This is a genomic window from Lactobacillus sp. ESL1191, from assembly GCF_058504435.1.
Genome location: NZ_CP196365.1, coordinates 681020 through 704864 on the forward strand (window position 1 = coordinate 681020; position 23845 = coordinate 704864).

Below are 23845 nucleotides of genomic sequence, written 5' to 3' on the forward strand. Positions count from 1 at the left end.
AGAAGGCTAAAAAATGGCTAGAATACAATGGTATCCAGGTCATATGAACAAGGCTCGGAACCAGCTGGAAGATAAGATGGGATTAATTGATGTTTTCGTAGAAGTTTTAGATGCACGCATCCCGGCGTCCTCCCGTAATCCAATGATTGGGGACTTAGTCGGAGACAAACCCCATCTAATTATCTTAAATAAGGCTGATTTGGCTGATCCCGTAATGACCAAAAGATGGCAAAAACAGTTGGCGGGCAAGGGTAAGTTAGTGATGGCAATGGATGCCCTTCATGCTAATAACATGCAAATTTTAGTTAGCATGGTCAAAAAGGCCGCGGCTGAAAAGGTTAAGAAATTAGAGGCCAAAGGTGCTTCCGACCCGGTGGTCCGGATTGCTTTAGCGGGGATACCCAATTGCGGTAAATCTACCATTATCAACCGCCTAGTCGGCCGCAATGTAGCTGCTGTGGGCAATAAGCCGGGGATAACTAAGGGGCAGACCTGGTTAAAGGCACAAGCAAATATTCAGATTTTAGATACTCCAGGCATTTTGTGGCCTAAGTTTGAGGATCAAGCTGTGGGCTACAAGCTAGCCGCTTTTGGTGCTATCAAGGACAGTATTTTTAGCGGTGATGATGTGGCCCTCCTTTTACTGGAGTATTTACGTAAGTACTATCTGGGCGACTTGGTCAAGTTTGCACGCGCAACTAAAGAGGAAATAGGAAAGATTAATAATCCGGACTTGTTACTGGCGTTGACAACAGAATACGGGATGCGGGATGACTATGACCGCTTTTCGCTTTATTTATTGCAACGCTTACGCAAGGGCAAGGTAGGAAGGATTACGTTGGATCGCATATGACAATTAATGAGATTAAGCAGTTATTGGCTGCTGGCAAGGTTAGTAAGGCAGAATTAGCCGCCTTGGCAGACGACTCGCGTAGTGGTGTCCAGAAATTACTGGCCAGCTACCGCAAACGTCAGAGCAAACTAGCCGTGCAAAAGGCAGAATTCAGAGAGCGCTTTGCCTATGAGAAAGAATTTTGGGCTAAGGGACAAACAGTAGCTGGGGTCGATGAAGTCGGTCGTGGCCCACTTGCAGGTCCAGTGGTTACAGCTGCAGTCGTGCTTGATGACCATTTTGACCTAGTTGAGGTTAACGACTCCAAAAAGTTGACTGGCGCAAAGCGCTTGGAACTATATCCCCGCATCTTGGAAGAGGCCGTTAGTGTTGCTGTCGGCGTTAAGAGTGCCGAGGTGATTGATCGGATTAACATCTATGAGGCGGACTGTTTGGCCATGGTTGAGGCAGTGGCTGCCCTTGATCAACAACCTGATGCCTTGTTAGTAGATGCAATGACTGTTCCACTTGATTTGCCGCAAGTAAGTTTAATTAAGGGGGATGCCAAGTCTAACTCGATTGCAGCAGCCTCAATTATTGCCAAAGTCTTTCGGGACCAATTAATGGCAGACTATGCCAAACTCTATCCCGAATATCATTTTGATAAGAATGTTGGGTATGGTACTAAGGACCACCTTGCAGCAATTCATGAGTACGGTCCGACCCCCATCCATCGCAAAACTTTTGCGCCGGTAAGTGACTTTTATCATGATTAATTAAAAAATCCCCCTCCTTTTTACGTAAATGTAAACAGGAGGCTTTTTTGATGAAAATAATTGATTTTTTGTTACGGATAAAATTACAAAAGGGCATTGGTTATGCTAAAATGCTTCAAGTTGCAAGTTGTCTTGAGGGCGACCAGGTCGATGAACTGCTAATTCAGGAGATGGCAGTTTCCGCTTCCCTAAAGCAAGCTTGCCTGGCCGCATACTATGATGATCAGGCGGACAAGGTAATTAGTCACATTAAGCAGCAGTGCAAGGTGGTCAGTTTTTTTGACCCCGAATATCCAGAAAAATTGCGACAAATTTACCAGCCGCCACTAATCCTGTTTGCTCGGGGTGAGCTTGACCTACTGCAAAAAAAGACAATAACGATTGTTGGTGCTCGGCAGCCGACTGTTTATAGTCAACTGGTTTTGGACAGGTTGGTGCCCAACTTATTGCGGGCGGACTATGTCATCGCTAGTGGCCTGGCTAAGGGCGTTGATGGCATGGCTCACCAGGTAACCTTGCATAACGGGGGGAAGACGATTGCCGTTGTCGGTAATGGCCTTAATTGCTCATATCCAATGGTAAATTATCATGTTCAGGAGCAAATTGCGCAGCAAGGGCTACTGCTCAGCGAATACTTACCTGATACTCCGCCGCGTCCTTTCCGCTTTCCTGAGCGCAACCGGATTTTGGCGGGCCTGGCTGAGGGAGTAATCGTAACTGAGGCCAAAGAAAAGTCCGGGTCACTGATTACGGCTAACCTTGCACTACAGGAGAATCGGGATGTTTATGCGGTTCCAGGCCCAATCACGAGTGCCTTATCAGTTGGTCCCAATCAGCTGATCGAAGCCGGGGCCAGTCCGGTTACTAATTTTCAACTTCGACTTGAAAGATTTGACAATTAGCCCGTAAATATTTTATCCTCATTCTAGTGTTTTAAAAAAATAGAATTTAATGAGGAGGCTTTTGATGCCTACTAGGTCAAAGCCAAAAAAACGTAAAAAAACTTTAGTAATCGTGGAGTCACCGGCTAAGGCCAAGACTATTGAAAAATACCTGGGACGTAACTACCGGGTAATCGCGTCAAAGGGTCATATCCGTGACCTACCTAAGTCGCAGATGGGGATTGACTTTGATAATAACTATAAGCCAAAGTACATTTCAATTCGCGGTAAGGGGGAGACAATCAAGGAATTAAAGTCTGAAGCCAAAAAGGCTAAAGACGTTTATCTTGCATCTGACCCGGATCGGGAAGGTGAAGCAATTGCTTGGCATGTGGCTCATGCGTTGAATTTAGATGACACCGCCAAGAACCGGGTAACCTTTAATGAAGTTACCAAAGATGCTGTTAAAAATAGTTTTGCGCATCCGCGCGCTATTGATATGGATACCGTCAACGCCCAGCAGGCCCGACGGATACTGGATAGAATAGTTGGTTATTCGCTGTCACCTATTTTGTGGAATAAAGTCAAAAAAGGTTTGAGTGCAGGACGAGTTCAATCAGTTGCACTCAAGTTAGTGATTGACCGTGAAAAGGAAATTAAGCGCTTCAAGCCGCAGGAGTATTGGACGATTGATGCTCAATTCAAGCAAAAAGCCAAGACTTTTAAGGCGCAATTTTGGGGAAGTGACGGCAAAAAGCAGGAATTACCCAATAATGAAGCTGTCCAGGCTGTTTTAGCTAAAATTGATAAAAATCAGCCCTTCGAGATCGCCAATGTAGTCAAGCGTGAGCGCCGCCGGCAACCGGCCGCACCGTTTACCACGTCGACGATGCAGCAGGAAGCTAACAAGCGGCTTAATTATCGGACTAGAAGGACAATGAGCATTGCTCAGCAGTTGTATGAGGGGATCAGTCTGGGCAAGCAGGGGACTGTGGGTCTGATTACTTATATGAGAACAGATTCGAAGAGAACCTCGCCAATTGCCCAAGCAGAGGCGGCTAAATTTTTAAATGAAAAGTATGGCAAAGAATATGCCGCCAAGGGGGCAAGACACTTCAAAAACCAAGGCGCTGCCCAAGATGCCCACGAAGCAATCAGGCCAACCAGTGTTTACCGGACGCCGGAATCGTTGAAGGCAACTTTGACGCCAGAACAGTATCGCCTCTATAAGTTAATCTGGTCTCGTTTTGTAGCTAGTGAAATGACTCCAGCGGTTTACGATACAGTGAGAGCTGATATTGAACAGAACGGTGTGCTATTCAGAACGACTGGCTCAACGATGAAGTTCGCGGGATTTACTAAGGTATATGACAATCAACAGGAAAAAAACGTTGAATTACCTGAACTCAAGGCCGGTGATCAAGTTAAACTGGCGAAGTCTGACAACAAGCAGCACTTTACCTTGCCACCAGCCCGCTATACTGAGGCTAGCCTGGTTCATGCCCTAGAAGAAAATGGTGTAGGTCGCCCTTCAACCTATGCACCAACGATTGATACGATTCAGCGCCGCTATTACGTCAAGTTGGAAGGCAAGGCAATTGTTCCCACAGAATTAGGTGAAATTGTTGATGACCTAATTGAGCAGTTTTTCCCGGATATCGTTAATATTGACTTTACCGCCCAACTTGAAAGTGATTTGGACCGAGTTGAAGAAGGCAAAAAGAACTGGGTAAAAGTCATTGATGACTACTACCATCCCTTCAAAAAGGAATTAGACAAGGCTGATTCCGAAATCCAGAAGGTGCAGATTAAGGATGAGCCTGCAGGGTTTAACTGCGATATTTGCGGTGCGCCAATGGTAATCAAGATGGGGCGCTACGGTAAGTTCTATGCCTGTTCACGCTTTCCCGATTGTCGCAATACCAAGGCAATTGTCAAGAAGATCGGGGTTACTTGTCCAAAATGTGGCAAGGGTGATGTAGTTGAAAAGAAGTCCAAGCGCAATCGGAAGTTTTATGGTTGTTCAAGATATCCAGAATGTGACTTTGTTTCCTGGGATAAACCAGTCAATCGGACTTGTCCTAACGATGGTCATTACCTTGTTGAAAAGAAGAGCAAGCAGGGTCCAGTTATCCTTTGTCCTAACGGTGACTATAAGGAAGAACCGCGTGAAGAAGTAGTCGCAAAATAAAGTTAAAATTACCTAAATATCATCAAATCCAGAGTGATTTGATGATATTCTTTTATTAAGCAATTATTTTTAGTAAAGGAATTTATAATATGCCTAAAAGTGTAACTGTAATAGGTGGCGGTTTAGCCGGCAGTGAGGCGACCTGGCAACTGGCCAAGCGCGGTATTCCCGTTGACCTTTATGAAATGAGACCCCAAAAAATGACCCCTGCACACAAGACGGGTGAATTGGCAGAGCTAGTTTGTACCAATTCAATGCGGTCAAATCAGTTATCTAATGCGGTGGGCCTGTTAAAGGAAGAAATGCGGCAGCTCGATTCACTAGTCATGGCCGCGGCTGATCGGACACAGGTTCCAGCAGGCGGTGCTCTTGCGGTTGACCGGGATGAGTTTAGCGCCTATATCACCCAAAAATTGCATAGCCTAACTAATGTAATTTTTCATGACGCTGAAGTTAAGACCCTACCTCAAGCGGGGATAGCGATTGTGGCTACCGGGCCACTAACTAGCGATGCTCTGGCAGAGCAGATACAGCAATTTTCGGGAGCGCAAAGTCTACATTTTTTTGATGCCGCTGCTCCAATTGTGGCGGCTGATTCAATCGATCAGGAGATTGTTTATCGTAAGTCGCGGTATGACAAGGGCGAGGCGGCCTATCTTAATTGCCCAATGACCCAAGAAGAATATGAAAATTTTGCCCAGGAATTGGTTAAGGCGGAAACGGCTGCAGTCCATAGTTTTGAACAAGACAATGTTTTTGAGGGCTGTATGCCAATTGAGGTAATGGCTGCTCGTGGTGCTAAGACGATGCTTTTTGGACCACTTAAGCCAGTGGGACTAGAAGATCCGCGGACGGGTAAACTGCCTTATGCCGTTGTGCAGCTACGCCAGGACAATGCAGCTGCATCGATGTATAATTTAGTTGGCTTTCAGACCCACCTCAAATATGGTGAGCAAAAGCGGGTATTTTCGCTTATTCCAGGACTGGCTGAGGCACGCTTCATCCGCTATGGCAAGATGCACCGCAATACCTATATGGCTTCACCTGCAGTTTTGACTAAGAGTTATGAGGCTCAAAAGCAAGCTGGCTTATTCTTTGCCGGACAGGTAACCGGAGTTGAAGGTTATGTTGAAAGTGCAGGCAGCGGACTAGTTGCTGGCATTAATGCAGCTAGAGCAGTATTAGGTCAAGCAGTAGTATCCTTTCCCAAGACTACGGCACTCGGGTCAATGGCCAATTATGTGACGACTGCCAGTGTCAAGCACTTTCAGCCAATGAATGCTAGCTTTGCCCTGATTCCGGGCCTAGAAGGGAAAAAAGTGCGCAACAAGCGGGAACGTCACGAAAAGATTAGCGAACGTAGTTTGGCCCAGCTTGCCGAGTTTAAGCAGGAAGTACTTACTTAAAATGGCTTTTGACAAAGATGAGTTGGTACAGCTTTTTATTTCATACTTACGAAATGAGCGGCATTACAGTGCGCAAACCGTTAAGTCCTACCGCATTGACTTGCTTGAGGCGAGGTCGTTTTGGCAGGACAACGGTGGTTTTAGTGGTTGGGAAAAGGTTAGTAAACGTGATGTTGAGGTTTTTTTACAAAATCTTGCCGATCGGAAGCTAGCACGTACCACGCAGGCCCGTAAAATGTCGAGTATGCGTGCTTTTTACCGCTTTTTGACCAGGCGGAAGATCATCAAGGTAGATCCAACCCAGGCGATTGTTCTGCGAACCAGTGACCATAAACTACCGCAGTTCTTTTACGCACCTGAATTAAAGCAGGTATTTGCTTCATTGACCGGTAGTCAGCCACTGACCATGCGTAACCTGGCGATGTTTGAATTGTTTTATACGACTGGCATGCGAGTGAGTGAGGTCAGCGGTTTGACCATAAGTCAGGTTGAACTCGATTTGAAGGTTATTCTGGTACACGGTAAGGGTAATAAGGACCGCTATGTAGCTTTCGATGAGGCAACTAAAACAGCATTAAGCAACTATTTAACAACTGCTCGCCCGCAGCTGCTGGGGGAACAAACGGACCACGGCTTTGTTTTTTTGAATAATCGAGGTCGTCAATTAACTGCACGTGGTATTGAATATGTCATGCAAAAGGTCTTCAATAGTGCAGGTATTAATGGGAAAGTGCATCCGCATGAACTGCGTCATTCCTTTGCAACGGCAATGCTTAATAATGGTGCTGACTTGCGCAGTGTTCAGGAATTGCTGGGCCACCTCAACTTGTCGACTACCCAGCTCTATACTCACGTGACGATGCGCCACTTGCAAGAAAATTATGAGAAGTTTTTTACCCGTAATGATAAGAAAGATAAGGCAAAATAATGACAACAATCTGTTCAGTAAAATTTAATGGAAAAACAGCGATCGCCGGTGATGGTCAGGTTACTTTAGGTGAAAAAGTAATTGCGAAAGCAACTGCCAAAAAAATCCGACGAATTTATCATGACCGCGTCGTTATTGGCTTCGCCGGTGGCGTGGCTGATGCGGTTAGCTTGCAAGAAATGCTTGAAAGTAAGCTAGAAGAATTTGGTGGTGACTTGCGGCGAGCTGCAGTTGAAATGGCTCAATCTTGGCGTAAGGATGCTACTTTACAAAAGTTGGAAGCAATGTTAATTGCCTTTAATGACCATGATCTGCTGTTAATTTCGGGGAATGGTGAGGTACTTGAACCGGATGAAAATGTGGTGGCAATTGGCTCGGGGGGCAATTTTGCTCAGGCGGCAGCAATTGCCATGACGCGTCACGGGGTAGACTTATCAGCCAGTGAAATAGCCCGTGAAGCAGTTAAAATCGCAGCAGGAATTGATGTTTTCACTGACGATCAAATAAATGTTGATGAGCTATAGAGGTAGTGGATTTTTATGGAAACTAAAGCACCAAAACAAATCGTTGAATTACTGAACAAATACATCATTGGTCAAGATGAGGCGAAAAAAGCGGTTGCTGTTGCGTTATACAACAGATATCGACGGATGCAGCTGCCAACTAAAATGCAGGAGGATATCACGCCCAAGAACTTACTAATGGCTGGTCCCACTGGTGTTGGTAAGACAGAAATTGCCAGAAGACTGGCTTTGATCGTGCAAGCTCCCTTCGTAAAGGTTGAAGCAACTAAGTTTACCGAGGTGGGCTACGTTGGTCGCGACGTTGAATCAATGGTGCGCGACTTGGTTAACGAAGCTGTCCGAATGGAAGAAAAGAGTCAGTTTGACCGTATTCGGCCGCGGGCAACCAAAGAGGTAAATAAGACACTAGTACGTCTGCTAGTTCCTGGCATCAAGCACGAGCAACATAAAAATCAGTTGCAAGAGATGCAAGATATGATGTCGATGTTAATGGGAGGCGGTGCCAGCGCAGAGGCTTCACCTGACACTGGGCAAGAAGAAGTTACAGATGCTGTCCGTAATGAGCGCTTGAGCGTTTCTGAACAATTAAATAAGGGTCTGTTAGAAGATCGCGAAGTTACAATTGAGGTCGAACAGGCTCCTAAAGTCAATCCAATGGGTGATATGATGGGGCAAATGGGGATTGACATGAGCAGCCTAATGAATAATTTGGCTCCTAAGAAACGGATTAAGCGCACCTTGCCAGTAAGAGATGCGCGTGAAGTACTGATTCAAGAAGAATCTCGTAAGATGGTGGATTATGACTCCATCTACCAAAAGGCCATTGAGCGTACCAGTAATAATGGTATTATTTTTATTGATGAAATTGACAAGATTGCGGCTGGTAATCAAAAGACTTCTGGTGAAGTTTCACGGGAAGGAGTTCAACGGGACATTTTGCCGATCGTAGAAGGATCCACAGTTCAAACTAAGTACGGTCCCGTGTCGACCGAGCACATTCTCTTTATTGCCGCTGGTGCTTTCTCCGAGGCTAAACCAAGTGATCTAATTCCAGAGCTTCAGGGACGTTTTCCCATTCGAGTGGAACTCGCTCCCCTGACTAAGGATGACTTTGTTAAAATTTTGAAAGATCCGGCTGATTCATTGCTGGAGCAGTATGTGGCCTTACTGAAGTCCGATAGTATCAAGTTGATCTTTACCCAGGAAGCAATCGAGCGCATTGCGCAGATTGCTTATGACGTCAACCAGGGGACCGATAATATTGGTGCTAGGCGGCTGTCGACAATTCTGGAAAAATTGCTAGAAGATGTGCTCTATGAGGGGCCAGATATGGCAATGGGCGAAATAACAGTCACTGAAGCATACGTTAATGAAAAACTTAGTGATATAATAACTAATAGGGATTTGACTAAGTTTATTCTTTAATGAAGGCGGTGTGTAAGTATGGACTACACCATCAAAAATAGTATTTTGCAAGTAGTTATTTCGAGTAAGGGCGCGGAAATTCAAAGCGTCAAGAGCCAACATACGGATTATGAGTATATCTGGCAAGCTAATCCCAGTGTTTGGCAGCGGCATGCCCCGATTTTGTTTCCCTTTGTCGGCAGACTAAAAGATGATCAGTACACCTACCAGGGCAAGACCTATCACATGTCCCAGCATGGCTTTGCCCGGGACTTGGACTTTGCAGTTGAGCATCAGGATGGGGAGAGTATCACTTTTTTATTGACTGACTCAGAAGAAACTAAAAAAAGCTATCCCTTTGAGTTTGAGTTGCGGGTGAATTACAACTTGCTCAATAACCTGTTGGAGGAGAATTTCACGGTCACCAATAAGACTGACGGTGAGCTGATTTTTGCGATTGGTGGTCATCCCGGTTTTAACATCCCAACTTCTAAGGCAACGAGCAAAGAAGATTTTTATTTTTCGACTAAGCCGTCACTTGCGCGAGTTCAAATTCCGCTTAAAGGTGCTTTTTTGGACTGGCCCAACCGCTCGCTGGCTTCAACTAATAGTTTGATTACACTTAGCGACCATCTGTTCAAGCATGATGCGCTGATTTTTCAATTACGTGGACATGACAATCGGGTGTCGCTTAAGACCGATACAAGTAACTTTCACGTTAATGTCTGGCTAAGAGATGCACCTTTTGTGGGAGTCTGGTCCCAGTATCCGCAAACTGCTGATTTTGTCTGCATCGAGCCCTGGTGGGGAATTGCTGACCGCATTGATAGCAATGGCAAGTTGGAAGAAAAGTATGGTATGAACCACTTAGCTCCGGGTAATACTTTTTCAGCCGGCTTCAGCATGGCTTTTCACGATCAGGATTAATCAGCCAAAATAAAAGTTCCCAAGTCAGCTGACTTGGGAACTTTTATTTATTTGCTAGTGGGGCAACAAGGGCGATCGCTGCGCTTAAGCTAGCTTATAATAGGTCATGCCTTTTTTTGTACCAGTACCAGAGTCCAAAGGGGATGATATTTTCCTTGTGATGGATCAGGCGGTTAATATTAGACCGGTGGCGCACAAAAAGAACAACCATGATACAACCCAGAATTAGTTCCAGATAGACGTCATGGAAGAAAAAAGTGACGATAAAAATCAAGACCACGGAAATTAGACTAGCCAGACTGACGTATGAGGTAATAAAGACTAGGGGTAGGAAGATTAAGGCACAGACACCAAAAAACTTTAGGTTGTAGCCCAGGAAGAGTCCGGCACTAGTTGCTACTGCTTTACCGCCCTTAAATTTAAGAAAAATCGAACAGGTATGGCCTAAAATAGCCAAGCCGCCTGAAATTAGCAGCAGATATTGGGGTCCTGGTACATGCATGAGGCGCGGCAGGGTGGTGGCCAATGTGCCTTTGAGGACATCGATGACTAGCACTAGGCTACCTGCAAAAGGTCCAAACACCCGGAATGAATTAGTTGTGCCAATGTTGCCTGAACCATGGTTGCGAATGTCTTTGGCAAAAAATATTTTCCCAATTATCACACCGGTGGGGAAGGAACCAATTAAGTATGCTAGAATAAATACCAGTATTAATTTTAGATTTATCATTTATATCCTACTCTCTTGCTATCTAAGGCTATTTTATCAAAGATTGCGGGGAATGAGGATTAAAATAAATAAATGATGTAAAACTGGAGGAGTTTTTTTGACTAAGCCAAATACAAAAACAAGTTCTTATGATGACTCAGCGATCCAGATTCTTCATGGTCTAGAAGCCGTGCGTAAGCGTCCGGGAATGTACATCGGGTCGACTGACATTCACGGTTTAAACCAATTAGTGTATGAAATCGTTGATAACTCAGTCGATGAGGCAATGGCTGGATTTGGTCAAGAAATTGATGTGACGATTCACCCAGATAACAGTGTGACTGTGCGTGATTTTGGGCGGGGGATGCCGACAGGAATGCATAAGTCGGGAAAGCCGACCATCGAGGTTATCTTAACGGTCTTGCATGCGGGGGGAAAGTTTACCGAGCAGAATTACCGGACTTCGGGTGGTCTGCACGGTGTTGGTTCCTCTGTCGTTAATGCTTTGTCCAGTTACATGGATGTTAAGGTTGTTCGAGACGGCGTGGCTTACGAGGAAGAATTCCAGGATGGCGGTCACCCGGTTGGTAGTTTGAAGCGTCTAGGTAAGACTAAGGAACCAACAGGTACAACGATCACTTTTAAACCCGATGAAAAGGTCTTTTCAACGACTAAATACAAGTACGAGACAATTCAAGAAAGAATCCGTGAATCAGCCTTTTTGTTGAAGGGTGTGCGTTTTGTCCTGACTGATGAACGTGAACCGGAACATCATGATGACTTTAAGTATGATAATGGTATCCAGTCCTTTGTAGCTTACTTAAATGAGGGTAAGGATACGTTGAGTGACGTCTTTTACTTCACGGGCAAGCAGGACGAGATTGAGGTTGAATTCAGCGGGCAATATGGTGACGGCTATTCCGAAAGTCTCGTTTCCTTTGTTAACAATGTCCGCACCTCTGATGGTGGAACTCACGAAGCTGGGGCTAGGAGCGGCTTTACTAGGGCCTTTAACGATTATGCTAAGAAGCAAGGTCTACTCAGTAAAAAAGACAAGAATATCGATGGTTCGGACTATCGCGAAGGGCTCAGTGCGGTTTTGTCGGTTAAAATTCCGGAAGAATTACTTGAATTTGAGGGCCAGACCAAGGGCAAGTTAGGGACACCGCAGGCCAGGTCAATTGTCGATGCAATTGTTTATGAGCAAATGTCCTACTACTTAATGGAAAAAGGCGAATTGGCTCAGGAATTAGTCAAGAAGGCCCAACGTGCCCGGGATGCTCGTGAAGCAGCTAAGAAGGCGCGCAACGAGACCCGCAATGGTAAGAAGCGGCGTAAGAAAGAGGTCTTATCGGGTAAGCTAACGCCAGCCCAATCCCGTAACCCGAAGAAGAATGAACTATTCCTAGTCGAGGGTGACTCTGCCGGAGGCTCGGCCAAGCAAGGGCGGGACCGGAAGTTTCAAGCAATTTTACCCCTGCGCGGCAAGGTTTTGAACACGCAAAAAGCCAAATTGCAAGATATCTTTAAAAATGAAGAAATCAACACGATGATCTATACCATTGGTGCGGGTGTGGGAACAGAATTTAAGGTTGAAGATGCCAACTATGATAAGGTCATCATTATGACGGATGCCGACGATGATGGCTCCCACATTCAAATCTTGCTCTTAACCTTTTTTTACCGTTATATGCGGCCGATGATTGAAGAGGGAAAGATTTACATTGCCCTGCCGCCGCTTTATCGCTTGCAAAAGGGGCATGGTAAGCAGGTCCAGGTTAAGTATTCGTGGACAGATGAGGAATTATCCCTTGATGAAGAACAGATGGGCCGCGGCTATGCTTTGCAGCGCTTCAAAGGATTGGGGGAGATGAATGCTGAACAGCTGTGGCAGACTACCATGAACCCTGAATCACGAATGCTAATCCGGGTGAAGATTGATGATGCTGCTCTAGCTGAGCGCCGTGTGACCACCCTGATGGGCGACAAGGTAGCCGTCAGGAGAAAGTGGATTGAAGAGAATGTTAAGTTCAGACTAGGCGAAGATGCTTCAATCCTAGAAGAAGAAAATGAGTAAAGAGGTTTTTGATTAATGGCTACAAAAGAACGAATCCGTGAAATGCCGCTCGAGCAGGTCATGGGCGAACGTTTTGGGCGGTATTCGAAGTACATCATCCAGGAACGGGCCTTACCAGATATTCGCGATGGTCTAAAGCCGGTGCAAAGAAGAATTCTGTTTGCGATGTACCGCGATAATAATACTTATGATAAGCCCTTTAAAAAGGCAGCCAAAGCCGTTGGTAATATCATGGGTAACTTTCACCCCCACGGTGACAGCTCAATTTATGGTGCCCTGGTGCACCTTTCCCAGAATTGGAAAATGCGCGAAACTCTAGTTGAGATGCACGGCAATAATGGGTCAATGGATGGGGATGGACCTGCGGCCATGCGGTACACTGAATCACGGCTCAGCAAGATCTCTAATATGCTGCTAGCCGACATTGACAAAGACACCGTCAACATGGTGCTCAACTTCGATGATACTGAATATGAGCCGACGGTGCTGCCAGTCCGTTTTCCTAATTTACTGGTTAATGGGTCAACGGGAATTTCGGCTGGTTATGCCACCGAAATTCCGCCGCACAATCTCAGCGAAGTCATTGATGCAACGGTTTATTTATTAAAGAATCCAGCAGCTTCTTTGGCAGAGTTAATGAACTTTGTGAAAGGGCCTGACTTTCCCACTGGCGCGATTGTCATGGGCAAAGAGGGCTTAGAGGAAGCCTATCGAACTGGTCGGGGCCGGATCCAGGTGCGGGCCAAGACGACAATTCAAGAGCTGCGCGGTCATCGCGAAGAAATTGTGATTACGGAGATTCCCTTTGCGGTTAACAAGGCGCTCCTAGTCAAAAAAATGGACGAAATTCGGTTGAACAAGGAAATTGATGGAATAGCCGAAGTGCGTGATGAGACCGACCGGCATGGACTTTCCATGGTGGTCGAATTGAAGAAGGGTGCGGATGCCCAAAATATTCTAAATTACCTATTTAAGAATACGGAACTGCAAGTTTCCTATAACTTCAACATGGTCGCAATTGATGACATGACACCGATGCAAGTTGGACTTAAGCACATCCTGTCCTCTTATCTGGAACACGAAAAAGACGTAATTACTAAGCGAACTAAATATGATCTGAATAAGGCCGAGAACCGTTTGGAAATTATCCAAGGTCTGGTTCATGCAATGGATATTCTGGACCAGGTTATTAAGGTTATCAGGGCCTCTAAAAATAAGGCAGCAGCAAAGGATAACTTGACGGACAAGTTTGATTTTACGCCGCGGCAGGCAGAAGCAATTGGTTCCTTGCAATTATACCGGTTGACTAACACCGATGTGGATGCACTGGTAGCAGAACAAGCTGCTTTAAACGAAAAAATAGCCCAGTACCGTGAACTGCTGGCTGATCGCCAGGTTTTGGAAAAAGAAATTGTTAAGGAGTTACTGGCCGTCAAGCGCGAATTTGGCAATCCGCGCAGAACTGAAATCTCTGGTGCAACGGCCAAGATCCAAATCGATGAAAAAGCCTTAGTTGCAGATGAACAGGTGCGGGTTTTGATTAGTCGCGAGGGCTACTTGAAGCGCTCGTCACTGCGTTCATGGCAATCTAGTGATGATGAAGATAATGGGTTACCGGATGGAGATGAGGTTATTTATGCCAAGACCCTATCGACCCTGACCAATCTCTACCTCTTTACCAATCGGGGCAATGTTATTTTCCGTCCAGTGAATGAGCTCGTTGAGGCCAAGTGGAAAGAGACTGGTCAACACTTATCCCAAGAAATCGGTTTAGACAGCGCAGAACAGATTATTCGCGTCTTCGCCTTTGATCATTTGGAAGAAGAGGTTAACTTCCTGTTGGCCAGCGATGACGGCTACATTAAGCAGTTAAAATTGGCCAATCTGCAACCAACCAGAACTTATCGATCACGCGCCATTACGGCAATGAAGATGAAGCAAAAAGACAGCCAGCTGGTCCGGGTTGATGTGGTTAAGCCGGACACAGCGGCGGAAATTATTTTATTTACTAAAAATGCTTATGCTGTTCGCTATTGTGTAAGTGAAATTCCCGAGTTGGGAGCCAAAGCTGCTGGAGTTAAGTCGGTCAACCTTAAAGCTGATGACTTGATTGTGTCTTATCTTTTAATTAACCCGGAGTATCTGGATCAGATGCGGGTGGGTATAGTCACCCAGCGCGGTGCCTTTAAGCAGTTTAAAGCTAAGTTAATCAACCGGATCTCGCGGGCCAAACGGGGAGTCCTTGTGCTGCGCGAGCTTAAAGCAAAACCGCATCGAATTGCGGCATTGTCTGCCTATGTTCAAGACCACATTCTTATTATCACAACTAGCAGTAGACGACAAATAAAGCTCCAAAGTAATGAATTTCCGTTGGGTGACCGTTATTCGAATGGTTCATTTGTGGTTGATACCGTCAGCGATGGCCGCCCGGTTAGCTTAAAGATGGGGCGCCCGTTGAGTTCCGAATAATAATTAGTTTATTTAAATATCATTATTTGTTTATGAAATGATTTAATTGTATTCAAAGTATATTTTGACATAGAGATCTTTTTGTTTAATAATAAGCATATAACTGAGACCAATTTTGCTAAAAACAGAAGGAATAAATTATATGCCTAAGACAGATACAATACTCTCGACCAAGTCTTTACACTATTTTTTGCAGCTAATTGATACGATGAATTATACTCAAGCTGCGCAAATTTTAGGAATTACACAACCGGCTTTAACCCAGCAAATCAAAAAATTAGAACGGGCAATTGGCACACCGCTCTTTGGCCAGATGGGGAAGCAGCTTTATCTAACTGAAGCTGGCAAGGAATTGCAAACAGGTGCAATCAAATTGATTAGTACAATCAATGGTGTTGTGAGTGATATCCAAGAATTTACCCAAGCCGATAAGGGCAATATCACAATTGGCGTGCTGGAAGGCGTAGACGCTGAATTAGTGCGGCAATTTTTGATCAAGTTTAATCAAGCGACACCGGATATTATTACCGGTATTAATTATTTTAACCGCAAGGATTTATGGTATAACTTGGATAATAATCTGATTGATTTGGCAATTTTTTATGTTCCGCAGACGATGAAGAAGAGTCAAAGTAACTTGCAGAATCAATATGACTGGATGAAAATTTGTTCTGATCGGTTAACAATTTTGACTCATGATAGTAAACTAGAAGCTGGTAAATCGTATTCGCCGGCTCAGCTTAAAAATCGGCAATGGGTGGCTTATCCAGATCACTTTTATCTGACTAAAATTATGAAAGCAAATTTTGGTAGCAAAATTAACGCCAAGAATGGTCTAAAAGCGCCAATGCGCTTCTCATCAACCAGGCAGTTAGTAGCAACTGCTGAAGAGACCAGCTATGATACCTTTGTCAGTGGTGCATACTACCAACATCACCAAGAAGAAATTAGTTTAACACCAATTTATTTGAAAGATGAGCAGGAATATACGATTTCAGTTATTTACCGCAAGGGCAAGAATGATGTACCCCGCATTAAGAAATTTTTGACGGAGTTTAAAGATTTTTTGGCTAAGCAAGCTGATAAATAGGAAGAAGAGGAAGAGTTTTTAAATGGAAAAAGAGTTAGTTTTTGGTCACCAAAATCCAGATACGGATGCGATCGGTACCGCAATCGCTTATTCATATTTACAAAATAAACGGGGCTTTAATACAGAAGCTGTGGCTTTGGGTAAAGCCAATGACGAAACCGCCTTTGCCCTGGCTAAGTTTGGTTTTAAGGAGCCCAGAGTTATTAAGACCGCTGCCAATGAGGTGGACAAGGTCATGCTGGTAGATCATAATGAACCCCAGCAGAGCGTTGCTGATATTGATCAAGTGGAGGTCACTCACGTGGTTGACCATCACCGGATTATGAACTTTAATACAACCATGCCCTTGTTTTATCTGGCAGAACCTGTTGGTTGTACAAGTACGATCATGTGGAAGCTATACCAACAGTATGGGGTTGAGATACCGCAAAATATTGCGGGCATTATGTTGTCAGCTATTATTTCGGATACTTTGCTCTTAAAATCACCGACAACGACTGCCGATGATCATGAAGCGGTTAAGGCCTTGGCCAAGATTGCCGGAGTTGATTATGAGCAATACGGTTTGGAAGAACTAAAGGCGGGTACCAATATTGCCGGCAAGTCTGAGCATGAGCTGATCAATTTAGATGCTAAGAGTTTTGACTTAGCTGACAAGAAGGTGCGCGTTGCGCAGATTAACGTCGTTGATCTACCTGAAGCAATGGAACGGAAAGAAGCATTTTTACAGGCAATGCGGACGGTCTCCGATGCTGAGCATTACGACTTATTTATGTTATTGATTACTAATGTTTTAGACTCAGACTCAACTGCTTTGGTGATCGGATCAGGGGAAGCGCAGCAGGCTTTTGAACAAGCCTTTGGACCCGTAAAGGATGCTGAAATTAGCTTACCGGGCGTGGTGTCACGAAAAAAGCAGGTTGTACCACAGTTGACGGGAGCTTTTAAGTAAGCAAAAAATAAAAAAACACGAGATCGGTTTTAAACCGATCTCGTGTTTTTTTGAAATTAATCTTTATTAATTTCTTTGGCCAGGACAATAAAAGACTTACATACTCTTTCGGCCTTATCCGGAGCCATCTTTCTCAACTCGTTGAGAACTTTCTTGATGAACACCGGGGTGTTATCTTGGTGATTTTCAACCTTAACTTCCTTAAAACGATATGCGTTCATAATGATGTCAGGTGTAGTAGTATTTAAAGCTCGCGCAATTGAGTCGAGTTTTTGAATACTAATATTCTGATTCTTAGTACGCTCAAGCCGTGAGATAAAGTTTACCGATAAATCACTTAACTCAGCCAGATCTTCCTGAGTCAGCTTTTGTTCACGCCGACGGCGACATATCTCTTTTCCTAAATTAATGCTCATGGAATAAATTTCAACCCTTTCCAAAGTAATTCCATGTTCTATATGTGCCGATATAGAATAACAATAGAATTAACCAATACAACTAATACAATAAAAATAACTAGTAAAAATGCTCATTTCCGACTAAAACTAAGACTAAGAAGGTTATTGTCAGAAAAATCATTTTAAACTATACCCCCAGCTAGTATTGTAAGTCAAATCGCAAGAAAATGAAATAAAAATGCATTAAAAAAATACACTTAAAATAAAAAAAGGAAAAAAGATAGGTGAAATCCTAAAAAGTGTAACTACTTGCTATATGGGCAGATATAGCATTTTATTGTTTAAAAAAAGGTTATATTATTACCATTATATAAATTTTATATAAATTAATGTTATATAATTATAAATTTGTATTATATTAAAACGAAATGTTATAGAATGCAGACTTACGGACACTGCTTTTTTGCCCTAATAATCAGTAATCGGCGAAATAATTCAATAACGAGCGGTCGGCTGTCACTGAGAATAATGTAACAAAGTTGTGAAAATGTTTTAAAGAATCAGTGTTGGAAAGTTAATGGGCAATAACTTCGTATAATATATATTATGTAAAGTAAATGATGAAAATGCCTTTGATCTATCTTACTTCCAATGTAGCCGCCTAAAAAAGCGTTGGCTTTAAAAGTACCTGAAGTTAACCCTCTAGATTGGACCAAAATCCATCTGGAGGGTTTTACTATGGTTAAATTTACCGTTGAACAAAAATTACAAGCACTTAACTTGCTCAAAGATGGCTATAGCAGTTGCTCTGTGGCCCAAATAATTGGTGCTGGCTCACATCAAACAATTGATACTTGGGCAGGGCAATACCAGCACTTTGGCGTGCAGGGTTTAGAAATTCAGCGCACTTCGCAAAATTATCGTGGTCAATTCAAGCTCCAAGTCTTAAACTGGAGAAAAGAACATGACGAGACCTATCAAAATACCGCCATTCACTTCAAGATTTCCTCCCCTAGCTTAATTTATACTTGGGAAAAACGTTTTGACGAGGGCGGACTTGATGCACTCTTTACTAAACGAGGCCGACCACCGATGAATAAATCACCTAAAAAACCAGGTAAGTATACCAGCAGCGAGTTATCTGAATTAGAGCGGCTGCGCTTAGAAAATCGCCAGCTCCACATTGAGAACGACTACTTAAAAAAAGTCGAGGCCTTAGCTCGGCGCAAAGACGCTCAACGCAAGAAGAACGGACCATCATCCAAGAGCTAAGGCATGAGCATAACTATCAACTGCAAGAACTATTGCACTATAGCTTTTTAGCCAAGAGCACCTATGAGTATCACCCGAGCAGCAGGCGAAAAAGGTACAGCGATCTGGCTTTACTGTCGCTAATTAAAGTGGTTAAAAGGCATAATCCCAGCTTTGGCTACCTGCCCATGACCGATACGCTAAAAATCAAGTATGGTCTCAAGGTAAACCATAAACGGGTTTACCGGTTGATGAAAGAACAAGGTCTGCTGGCGTGCAAATACAACCTGCGTGCAGGCAAGTATGATTCATCCAAGGGTCCTCAAGGCAAGAAGGCCAAGAATCGCTTCCACCAAAAGTTTAAGACGAATCGGCCCTATCAAAAGATAGTCACCGATATTAGTGAATTTCGCTATGGCAATAAGAGCATGAGTGAACGGATATATTTCTCACCTTTTAAAGACCTTTACAGTGGTGAAATCATCAGCTACACCATTAGTCAGCGGCCACAGACCAAGTATGTGCTGGATGGACTCAAACAGGTTTTGGTCAGCCGGCCTAAACTGCCTTACCGCATGACGATTCACAGCGACCAAGGCATTCAATACCAGTCCAAAGCATATTGCCAGACCCTAAAGCAGCATCACATTTTTTAAAGCATGTCGCGGCGAGCCACCTGCCACGACAATGCGGCCTGCGAGAGTCTCTTTCACATCATGAAGGTTGAGCTAGACTACTACACCTATACCTATCCTACTAAGAAGGTGCTGCAGGAGGCCATGGAAAAGTGGATCAAATACTACAATCAAACTAGAATCAGGCACACGCTAAAAGGCCGCACCCCGATTGAATATCGGAACACGGCCTTAGCAAATATGAAATAATGTTAATGTCCAATTCTAGGGGTTAACTTCAACCAACGCTTTTTTGAGATATATAATGTTTGCCTTTTAGTAATCAGTCAAATCTGACTTGCCAATTGGCATCCTTAAGAGCAGCAAAACACATTTTGATTTCGGCTTGGCTGTTCCGTTGAACCGAGAGTGGCGGTAAATGATCGTAATCAAAGTATTGACAAGCATCAGTTTCGGTATTTGGGCTAAAGTCACCGCCCGCTTTATGGGCCAAAAAGAAGACGTTACAGACATTGATGGCCCGTTCAACCCGTTCATGGTTATGAACGTTAGCTTGGTGGTTGCGGATGGCAATCACCCGGTCAAGCACAATATCCCGACCGGACTCTTCTTTAGCTTCTTTAATGCAATTGTCCGCAACGTTGGTATTAGGTTCGCACCAACCACCAGGAAGTGACCAGTGGTTGGTGCGAACCAGGAGAATTTTTGACCCATTAAAAATTGCCGCACGCGTACCTAATTTGGGTGTTTGATAGCCATCTTCACTACTAAAGAGAGCCTTGATTTGCTTGACCGGTAAACCGTTTTGGCCACCATCATCTCCGTCGCAATGTCCCTAATTTCTTGGTAACGCTCTAAATCAAAGCGATCATGGCCATATTCCAAACCATTCTGGGCTAAGCTCTGCAGTTTAATTGCCCAGCGAGTAAACTGATCTTGCCTTTCCATGTACTGTTTTACCTCTTGGTCATTTATGACAAGTCAATTTTCTCGATATCAATCATCCAACCGATTGCCAGTGACTTTTCACCTAAATGAGTTGCTACTACTGGTGTAAACTTAGTAAGCGAAATATTTTGATTCGGAAAATTCTCTTCCAAAAAGAGCTTCGCCTCTGCAGCCTGGCTGCTATCGTTAGAATCAATAATGAACAGCTTAATCTGGTCTTGATATGGTAAATCGGCAATTTTTTGGAGCATCAGCTCTTTGATTTTGGCAAAAGCACGCTTCATTGACCGAATTTTATCAAAAGCTACAATGTTGCCATCTTCAAAGGTTAACAAGGGCTTGATGTTTAACATTGAGCCAATAAAGGCACTGGAATTACTTAACCGACCGCCGCGGCTCAAATTATTTAAGTCGTTGACAACGAATATCTCGTCAATGGTAGCCCGAATTTCTTTTGTGCGTTCAATAATTTTATCCAGTTCGACCTGGTTCTTAATCATCCGTGCTGTTGCTAAAACTAAGTTTCCTTGCAGCCGCACGGTCATCTTCGAATCGATAACGTGCAGATTGTATTGCGGATTCGTCTGGGCAACGTTGCATAACGTCTGATAAAAGCCAGAAATTCCGCTGGATAAGGTAATAGCAATAATTGCGTCATAACCTTCATCAAGCAACTGGTCAAAAAGCTGAATCATACTACCCATACTTGGTTGCGAAGTCTTGGGGAAGTCTGCCCCCTGTCGCTGCAAGTCAAATAGCTGGTCAGAAGTAATGTTGACCCCTTCCAGGTATTCTTTATTACCAATGATAATTGGAATAGGGACAACGATAATATGGTTGTCCTTGGCTTCTTGTTTGCTTATAACGCTAGTACTATCAGTAACTAATGCAATTTTCATCTAATTTACCTTTCGCTCTATTTGGATATGCAATATAGAAAATTATAGCATAAAATAACAAGCGATTCGACTACTGCTTAAAATGATTTTGGCTGGCAGTCTTATTTAGTAAAGTAGTGAAAATACGATTAAACTCGGTAACTTCTTGGTCTGAAGTGCCAGCAAACAAGGAGTTTTCAATTTCACTCAAAGTTTTTTTTAATTCAGCAACTTTCTTTAAGCCTGCCTGGTTAAGCACGACAGTCTTGCTAGAATCCGTTTCGGAGCGTGTAATCGTGACTAACTCCATGGTTTTCTTTTGTTGAAGTTGTCTACTAAGGGTGGATAATGAAATCTTTAAGTAAGTAGCCAAATCGCCCATTTTCAAAGCCGTATTATTGTTCTGCTGAAAATAAAGCAGAATTCTAGTTTGTGAAAGATTCAAACCACAGCGGTGGCTAATTTCTTTTTTGATATTTTCTGCGATTGTACTGAAAGATAAAATATCCATTTACATACCTTTTCCATTTAAAGAAATAAACAACAAAGTGGTCAACACGGTGGTAAAAAGACCAGACCAGGCAACCACGAACGCGTGAAACAATTAAGAAGTATTATTTTTAGCTTATAATTAATTGTAGCGATAACCTTACGCCTATGTCAACAGTATACCAGTTTTCTACTGTAAATGTCTTACCAAATGCTGTTGTTGATATATCAATAGTAGTAACTTATGTAAATGTCTTACCAAATGCTGTTGTTGATATATCAATAGTAGTAACTTATTTTCAGGTAATGGGTGTGGCACTTTTTTATACTTATGGTCAAATGATTGATATAATAGAGCTCGTTAGTTGAGGTGATAAATGATGGCTTTTGATGGATTATTCATTCACAGCCTGTTAAACAGTATTAGACCGATTTTGGTCAATGGTCGGCTGGCCAAGATATATCAGCCATTTGAACATGATGTAGTTTTGACTTTTCGCAAAGAACGTAAAAATTACCAGCTGCTAGTTTCGGCCAATCCGCAATTCCCTAAATTTTATTTAACTAAGCAGGCAATTCATAATCCTGACCAGGCTCCTACTTTTGTGATGGTTTTGCGTAAGTACTTAGAAGGTTCGGTTTTGCAGGAGATTGAGCAAGTTGGGCTCGACCGCATTGTTAATTTTTCATTCAGCAACCGTAACGAACTGGGTGATCAAGTTAAATTAGTGTTGTCAGTAGAGCTTATGGGCCGCCACAGTAACGTTATTTTGTATGATGCGGCGAGCGGGCACATTATTGACTTACTCAAGCGAATTGCGCCTGAAGAAAATCGGGTCCGGCTCCTTTTGCCCAAGGCCAAGTATGAGTTACCGCCACTAATCCCCGGAATTAACGGCTTTAAGCTGACTGAAAAAGACTTTGAGCAAAAGGCCCAAGCGCTTAATCCAGCAGATTTTGCTAAGCAAGTAAGCGGCTTGGATCGTGATGATCGCCGTGAATTAAGTGGTTACTTAGAGGATGCTTTTTCTTATTCTGCCTTTAAGACCTTTATGGGACAATTCGACCAGCCCCAGCCGAGCGCATTTCTATTAAAAACGCCTGACCATCAGCATAAGCTCTTCCCTTACCTGCCCTACCATTTGGACCTGATTAAAGAGGGCGTTGATCCCGACTTCAATCATGCACTGGAACAATTCTACCTTAACCAGTCCCAACATGATTGGGTTAAGCAAAAGGCGGGACAAGTTGAGCGGGTCGTGAAAAACGAACGAAAAAAGCTTAGCAAAAAAATCTCCAAGTTGGAAAAACAGCTTGACCAAGCGGAGAATTCTGAAAACTACCGGATTTGCGGGGAAATTCTTAACGCCAACTTGGGACAAGTGAAGTCTGGCATGACCAAGATTGTGTTACCAAATTATTATGACAATAACCAACCGCTTGAAATAAAGCTAGATTCAGCCCTCTCTCCTGCCCGGAACGGCCAAAAGTATTTTACTCGCTACAAGAAATTACGCGATTCGATTAAACATGTTAGAGAACAAATTACTTTGGCACAGAGCAATTTGGCTTACTTTGAGACAATTCAAACGGCCATTGATAATGCTGAGCCCCAAGATATTGATCAGATTACTGATGAATTGACCAATCAGGGCTATTTAAAACGTCCGCAGAAGCAGCGCCGGCGCAAAAAAATGACGGAACGTAACTTAAATCGCTTTCGACTTACTTCTGGTAAGCAAGTATTGGTTGGTAAGAACAATTATCAAAATGACTGGTTAACGTTCAAAAAGGCCAGCAAGACTGATATGTGGTTCCATGTTAAAGATATTCCCGGCTCTCACGTCATTTTGCAGGATGACCAGCCTAGCCCAGCAGATATACTTGAGACGGCGGAAATTGCTGCATATTTTTCAAAGGGAAAAGATTCCGCTCACGTGCAAGTTGATTATGTTCAAACTAAGCGGGTCAAGAAACCTAATGGTGCCAAGCCCGGCTTTGTCATTTATACTGGTCAAAACTCTATCGAGGTTACACCTGAAAAAGACCGTGTTTTAAGTAAAAGAATAGACTAAAAAAA

The 23845-nt window shown here is 43.5% G+C and carries 21 protein-coding genes and 1 pseudogene; 17 read left to right on the top strand and 5 right to left on the bottom strand.

Annotated elements, in window-relative coordinates:
• Positions 1-13 precede the first annotated feature (13 nt).
• From ylqF to ACSYSN_RS03670, 9 genes are all read left to right on the top strand, one after another.
• Positions 14-853, top strand: coding sequence for a ribosome biogenesis GTPase YlqF (ylqF, locus tag ACSYSN_RS03630; protein ID WP_491712794.1), 840 nt, complete (start codon positions 14-16; stop codon positions 851-853).
• A complete protein-coding gene (gene rnhB, locus ACSYSN_RS03635) occupies positions 850-1608 on the top strand; it encodes a ribonuclease HII (RefSeq protein WP_491712795.1) in 759 nt (252 codons plus the stop codon). The genes ylqF and rnhB overlap by 4 nt, the downstream gene beginning before the upstream one ends.
• A gap of 50 nt (positions 1609-1658) precedes the next feature.
• The gene (gene dprA / locus ACSYSN_RS03640; protein WP_317638174.1) at positions 1659-2510 is read left to right on the top strand and encodes a DNA-processing protein DprA; all 852 of its coding nucleotides are present in this window, start codon (positions 1659-1661) and stop codon (positions 2508-2510) included.
• A gap of 64 nt (positions 2511-2574) precedes the next feature.
• Positions 2575-4680, top strand: coding sequence for a type I DNA topoisomerase (gene topA / locus ACSYSN_RS03645; RefSeq protein ID WP_491712796.1), 2106 nt, complete (start codon positions 2575-2577; stop codon positions 4678-4680).
• Positions 4681-4769: 89 nt separating this feature from the next.
• Positions 4770-6086, top strand: a complete 1317-nt coding sequence (trmFO, locus tag ACSYSN_RS03650; RefSeq protein ID WP_491712797.1) for a methylenetetrahydrofolate--tRNA-(uracil(54)-C(5))-methyltransferase (FADH(2)-oxidizing) TrmFO — start codon at positions 4770-4772, stop codon at positions 6084-6086.
• 1 nt (position 6087) lies between these two features.
• Positions 6088-7014: a tyrosine recombinase gene (locus ACSYSN_RS03655; protein WP_491712798.1), complete on the top strand. Its 927-nt coding sequence runs from the start codon at positions 6088-6090 to the stop codon at positions 7012-7014.
• Entirely contained in the window at positions 7014-7538 is a 525-nt protein-coding gene (gene hslV / locus ACSYSN_RS03660) for an HslVU peptidase proteolytic subunit (RefSeq protein ID WP_317638178.1), read from the top strand. Before ACSYSN_RS03655 ends, hslV begins: the two co-directional genes overlap by 1 nt.
• A gap of 15 nt (positions 7539-7553) precedes the next feature.
• Positions 7554-8963 carry an ATP-dependent protease ATPase subunit HslU gene (hslU, locus tag ACSYSN_RS03665; RefSeq protein ID WP_491712799.1) on the top strand — a complete coding sequence of 470 codons (1410 nt, stop codon included), beginning with the start codon at positions 7554-7556 and terminating at the stop codon, positions 8961-8963.
• An 18-nt stretch (positions 8964-8981) separates the two neighbouring features.
• Complete coding sequence (locus ACSYSN_RS03670; RefSeq protein WP_491712800.1) at positions 8982-9869, top strand: aldose 1-epimerase family protein; 888 nt, start codon at positions 8982-8984, stop codon at positions 9867-9869.
• Between the two features lie 94 nt (positions 9870-9963).
• Here the strand turns inward: ACSYSN_RS03670 and plsY are convergent, their stop codons facing one another.
• Positions 9964-10599, bottom strand: a complete 636-nt coding sequence (gene plsY, locus ACSYSN_RS03675; protein ID WP_491712801.1) for a glycerol-3-phosphate 1-O-acyltransferase PlsY — start codon at positions 10597-10599, stop codon at positions 9964-9966.
• A 97-nt stretch (positions 10600-10696) separates the two neighbouring features.
• On the opposite strand from plsY, the gene parE reads away from it, so the two are divergent.
• The 4 genes from parE to ACSYSN_RS03695 all read left to right on the top strand — a co-directional run bounded on the left by parE (position 10697) and on the right by ACSYSN_RS03695 (position 17166).
• A complete protein-coding gene (parE, locus tag ACSYSN_RS03680) occupies positions 10697-12655 on the top strand; it encodes a DNA topoisomerase IV subunit B (protein WP_491712802.1) in 1959 nt (652 codons plus the stop codon).
• A 15-nt stretch (positions 12656-12670) separates the two neighbouring features.
• A complete protein-coding gene (gene parC, locus ACSYSN_RS03685) occupies positions 12671-15124 on the top strand; it encodes a DNA topoisomerase IV subunit A (protein WP_491712803.1) in 2454 nt (817 codons plus the stop codon).
• A 142-nt stretch (positions 15125-15266) separates the two neighbouring features.
• Complete coding sequence (locus tag ACSYSN_RS03690; RefSeq protein WP_491712804.1) at positions 15267-16214, top strand: LysR family transcriptional regulator; 948 nt, start codon at positions 15267-15269, stop codon at positions 16212-16214.
• Positions 16215-16236: 22 nt separating this feature from the next.
• Positions 16237-17166 (top strand): manganese-dependent inorganic pyrophosphatase, encoded by a 930-nt coding sequence (locus ACSYSN_RS03695; RefSeq protein WP_491712805.1) that lies wholly within the window; start codon positions 16237-16239, stop codon positions 17164-17166.
• Between the two features lie 56 nt (positions 17167-17222).
• Here the strand turns inward: ACSYSN_RS03695 and ACSYSN_RS03700 are convergent, their stop codons facing one another.
• Positions 17223-17582, bottom strand: a complete 360-nt coding sequence (locus tag ACSYSN_RS03700; protein ID WP_317638187.1) for a helix-turn-helix domain-containing protein — start codon at positions 17580-17582, stop codon at positions 17223-17225.
• 720 nt (positions 17583-18302) lie between these two features.
• Between ACSYSN_RS03700 and ACSYSN_RS03705 the strand changes: the two genes are divergently transcribed.
• From ACSYSN_RS03705 to ACSYSN_RS03715, 3 genes are read left to right on the top strand one after another with little or no spacing between them, the layout of a single operon-like run.
• A complete protein-coding gene (locus ACSYSN_RS03705; protein WP_491711752.1) occupies positions 18303-18836 on the top strand; it encodes a helix-turn-helix domain-containing protein in 534 nt (177 codons plus the stop codon).
• Positions 18837-18868: 32 nt separating this feature from the next.
• A complete protein-coding gene (locus ACSYSN_RS03710; RefSeq protein WP_491711753.1) occupies positions 18869-19471 on the top strand; it encodes a DDE-type integrase/transposase/recombinase in 603 nt (200 codons plus the stop codon).
• 3 nt (positions 19472-19474) lie between these two features.
• A complete protein-coding gene (locus tag ACSYSN_RS03715) occupies positions 19475-19699 on the top strand; it encodes an IS3 family transposase (RefSeq protein WP_491711754.1) in 225 nt (74 codons plus the stop codon).
• A 73-nt stretch (positions 19700-19772) separates the two neighbouring features.
• Here ACSYSN_RS03715 and ACSYSN_RS03720 read toward each other — a convergent pair.
• From ACSYSN_RS03720 to ACSYSN_RS03730, 3 genes and pseudogenes are all read right to left on the bottom strand, one after another.
• Positions 19773-20398: pseudogene (locus tag ACSYSN_RS03720) on the bottom strand (NUDIX hydrolase).
• Positions 20399-20421: 23 nt separating this feature from the next.
• Complete coding sequence (locus ACSYSN_RS03725) at positions 20422-21297, bottom strand: DegV family protein (RefSeq protein WP_491712806.1); 876 nt, start codon at positions 21295-21297, stop codon at positions 20422-20424.
• Positions 21298-21367: 70 nt separating this feature from the next.
• Positions 21368-21787 carry a MarR family winged helix-turn-helix transcriptional regulator gene (locus ACSYSN_RS03730; RefSeq protein WP_491712807.1) on the bottom strand — a complete coding sequence of 140 codons (420 nt, stop codon included), beginning with the start codon at positions 21785-21787 and terminating at the stop codon, positions 21368-21370.
• Positions 21788-22145: 358 nt separating this feature from the next.
• Here ACSYSN_RS03730 and ACSYSN_RS03735 point away from each other — a divergent pair, with 358 nt between their 5' ends.
• Complete coding sequence (locus ACSYSN_RS03735; RefSeq protein ID WP_491712896.1) at positions 22146-23840, top strand: Rqc2 family fibronectin-binding protein; 1695 nt, start codon at positions 22146-22148, stop codon at positions 23838-23840.
• The last annotated feature ends 5 nt before the right edge of the window (positions 23841-23845 follow it).

What these genes read in the sequence shown, in the direction of transcription:
- ylqF (WP_491712794.1), top strand. Translation starts at nt 14, where the DNA reads ATGGCTAGAATACAATGGTATCCAGGTCATATGAACAAGGCTCGGAAC.
- rnhB (WP_491712795.1), top strand. Translation starts at nt 850, where the DNA reads ATGACAATTAATGAGATTAAGCAGTTATTGGCTGCTGGCAAGGTTAGT.
- dprA (WP_317638174.1), top strand. Translation starts at nt 1,659, where the DNA reads ATGAAAATAATTGATTTTTTGTTACGGATAAAATTACAAAAGGGCATT.
- topA (WP_491712796.1), top strand. Translation starts at nt 2,575, where the DNA reads ATGCCTACTAGGTCAAAGCCAAAAAAACGTAAAAAAACTTTAGTAATC.
- trmFO (WP_491712797.1), top strand. Translation starts at nt 4,770, where the DNA reads ATGCCTAAAAGTGTAACTGTAATAGGTGGCGGTTTAGCCGGCAGTGAG.
- ACSYSN_RS03655 (WP_491712798.1), top strand. Translation starts at nt 6,088, where the DNA reads ATGGCTTTTGACAAAGATGAGTTGGTACAGCTTTTTATTTCATACTTA.
- hslV (WP_317638178.1), top strand. Translation starts at nt 7,014, where the DNA reads ATGACAACAATCTGTTCAGTAAAATTTAATGGAAAAACAGCGATCGCC.
- hslU (WP_491712799.1), top strand. Translation starts at nt 7,554, where the DNA reads ATGGAAACTAAAGCACCAAAACAAATCGTTGAATTACTGAACAAATAC.
- ACSYSN_RS03670 (WP_491712800.1), top strand. Translation starts at nt 8,982, where the DNA reads ATGGACTACACCATCAAAAATAGTATTTTGCAAGTAGTTATTTCGAGT.
- plsY (WP_491712801.1), bottom strand. Translation starts at nt 10,599, where the DNA reads ATGATAAATCTAAAATTAATACTGGTATTTATTCTAGCATACTTAATT.
- parC (WP_491712803.1), top strand. Translation starts at nt 12,671, where the DNA reads ATGGCTACAAAAGAACGAATCCGTGAAATGCCGCTCGAGCAGGTCATG.
- ACSYSN_RS03690 (WP_491712804.1), top strand. Translation starts at nt 15,267, where the DNA reads ATGCCTAAGACAGATACAATACTCTCGACCAAGTCTTTACACTATTTT.
- ACSYSN_RS03695 (WP_491712805.1), top strand. Translation starts at nt 16,237, where the DNA reads ATGGAAAAAGAGTTAGTTTTTGGTCACCAAAATCCAGATACGGATGCG.
- ACSYSN_RS03700 (WP_317638187.1), bottom strand. Translation starts at nt 17,582, where the DNA reads ATGAGCATTAATTTAGGAAAAGAGATATGTCGCCGTCGGCGTGAACAA.
- ACSYSN_RS03705 (WP_491711752.1), top strand. Translation starts at nt 18,303, where the DNA reads ATGGTTAAATTTACCGTTGAACAAAAATTACAAGCACTTAACTTGCTC.
- ACSYSN_RS03715 (WP_491711754.1), top strand. Translation starts at nt 19,475, where the DNA reads ATGTCGCGGCGAGCCACCTGCCACGACAATGCGGCCTGCGAGAGTCTC.
- ACSYSN_RS03725 (WP_491712806.1), bottom strand. Translation starts at nt 21,297, where the DNA reads ATGAAAATTGCATTAGTTACTGATAGTACTAGCGTTATAAGCAAACAA.
- ACSYSN_RS03730 (WP_491712807.1), bottom strand. Translation starts at nt 21,787, where the DNA reads ATGGATATTTTATCTTTCAGTACAATCGCAGAAAATATCAAAAAAGAA.
- ACSYSN_RS03735 (WP_491712896.1), top strand. Translation starts at nt 22,146, where the DNA reads ATGGCTTTTGATGGATTATTCATTCACAGCCTGTTAAACAGTATTAGA.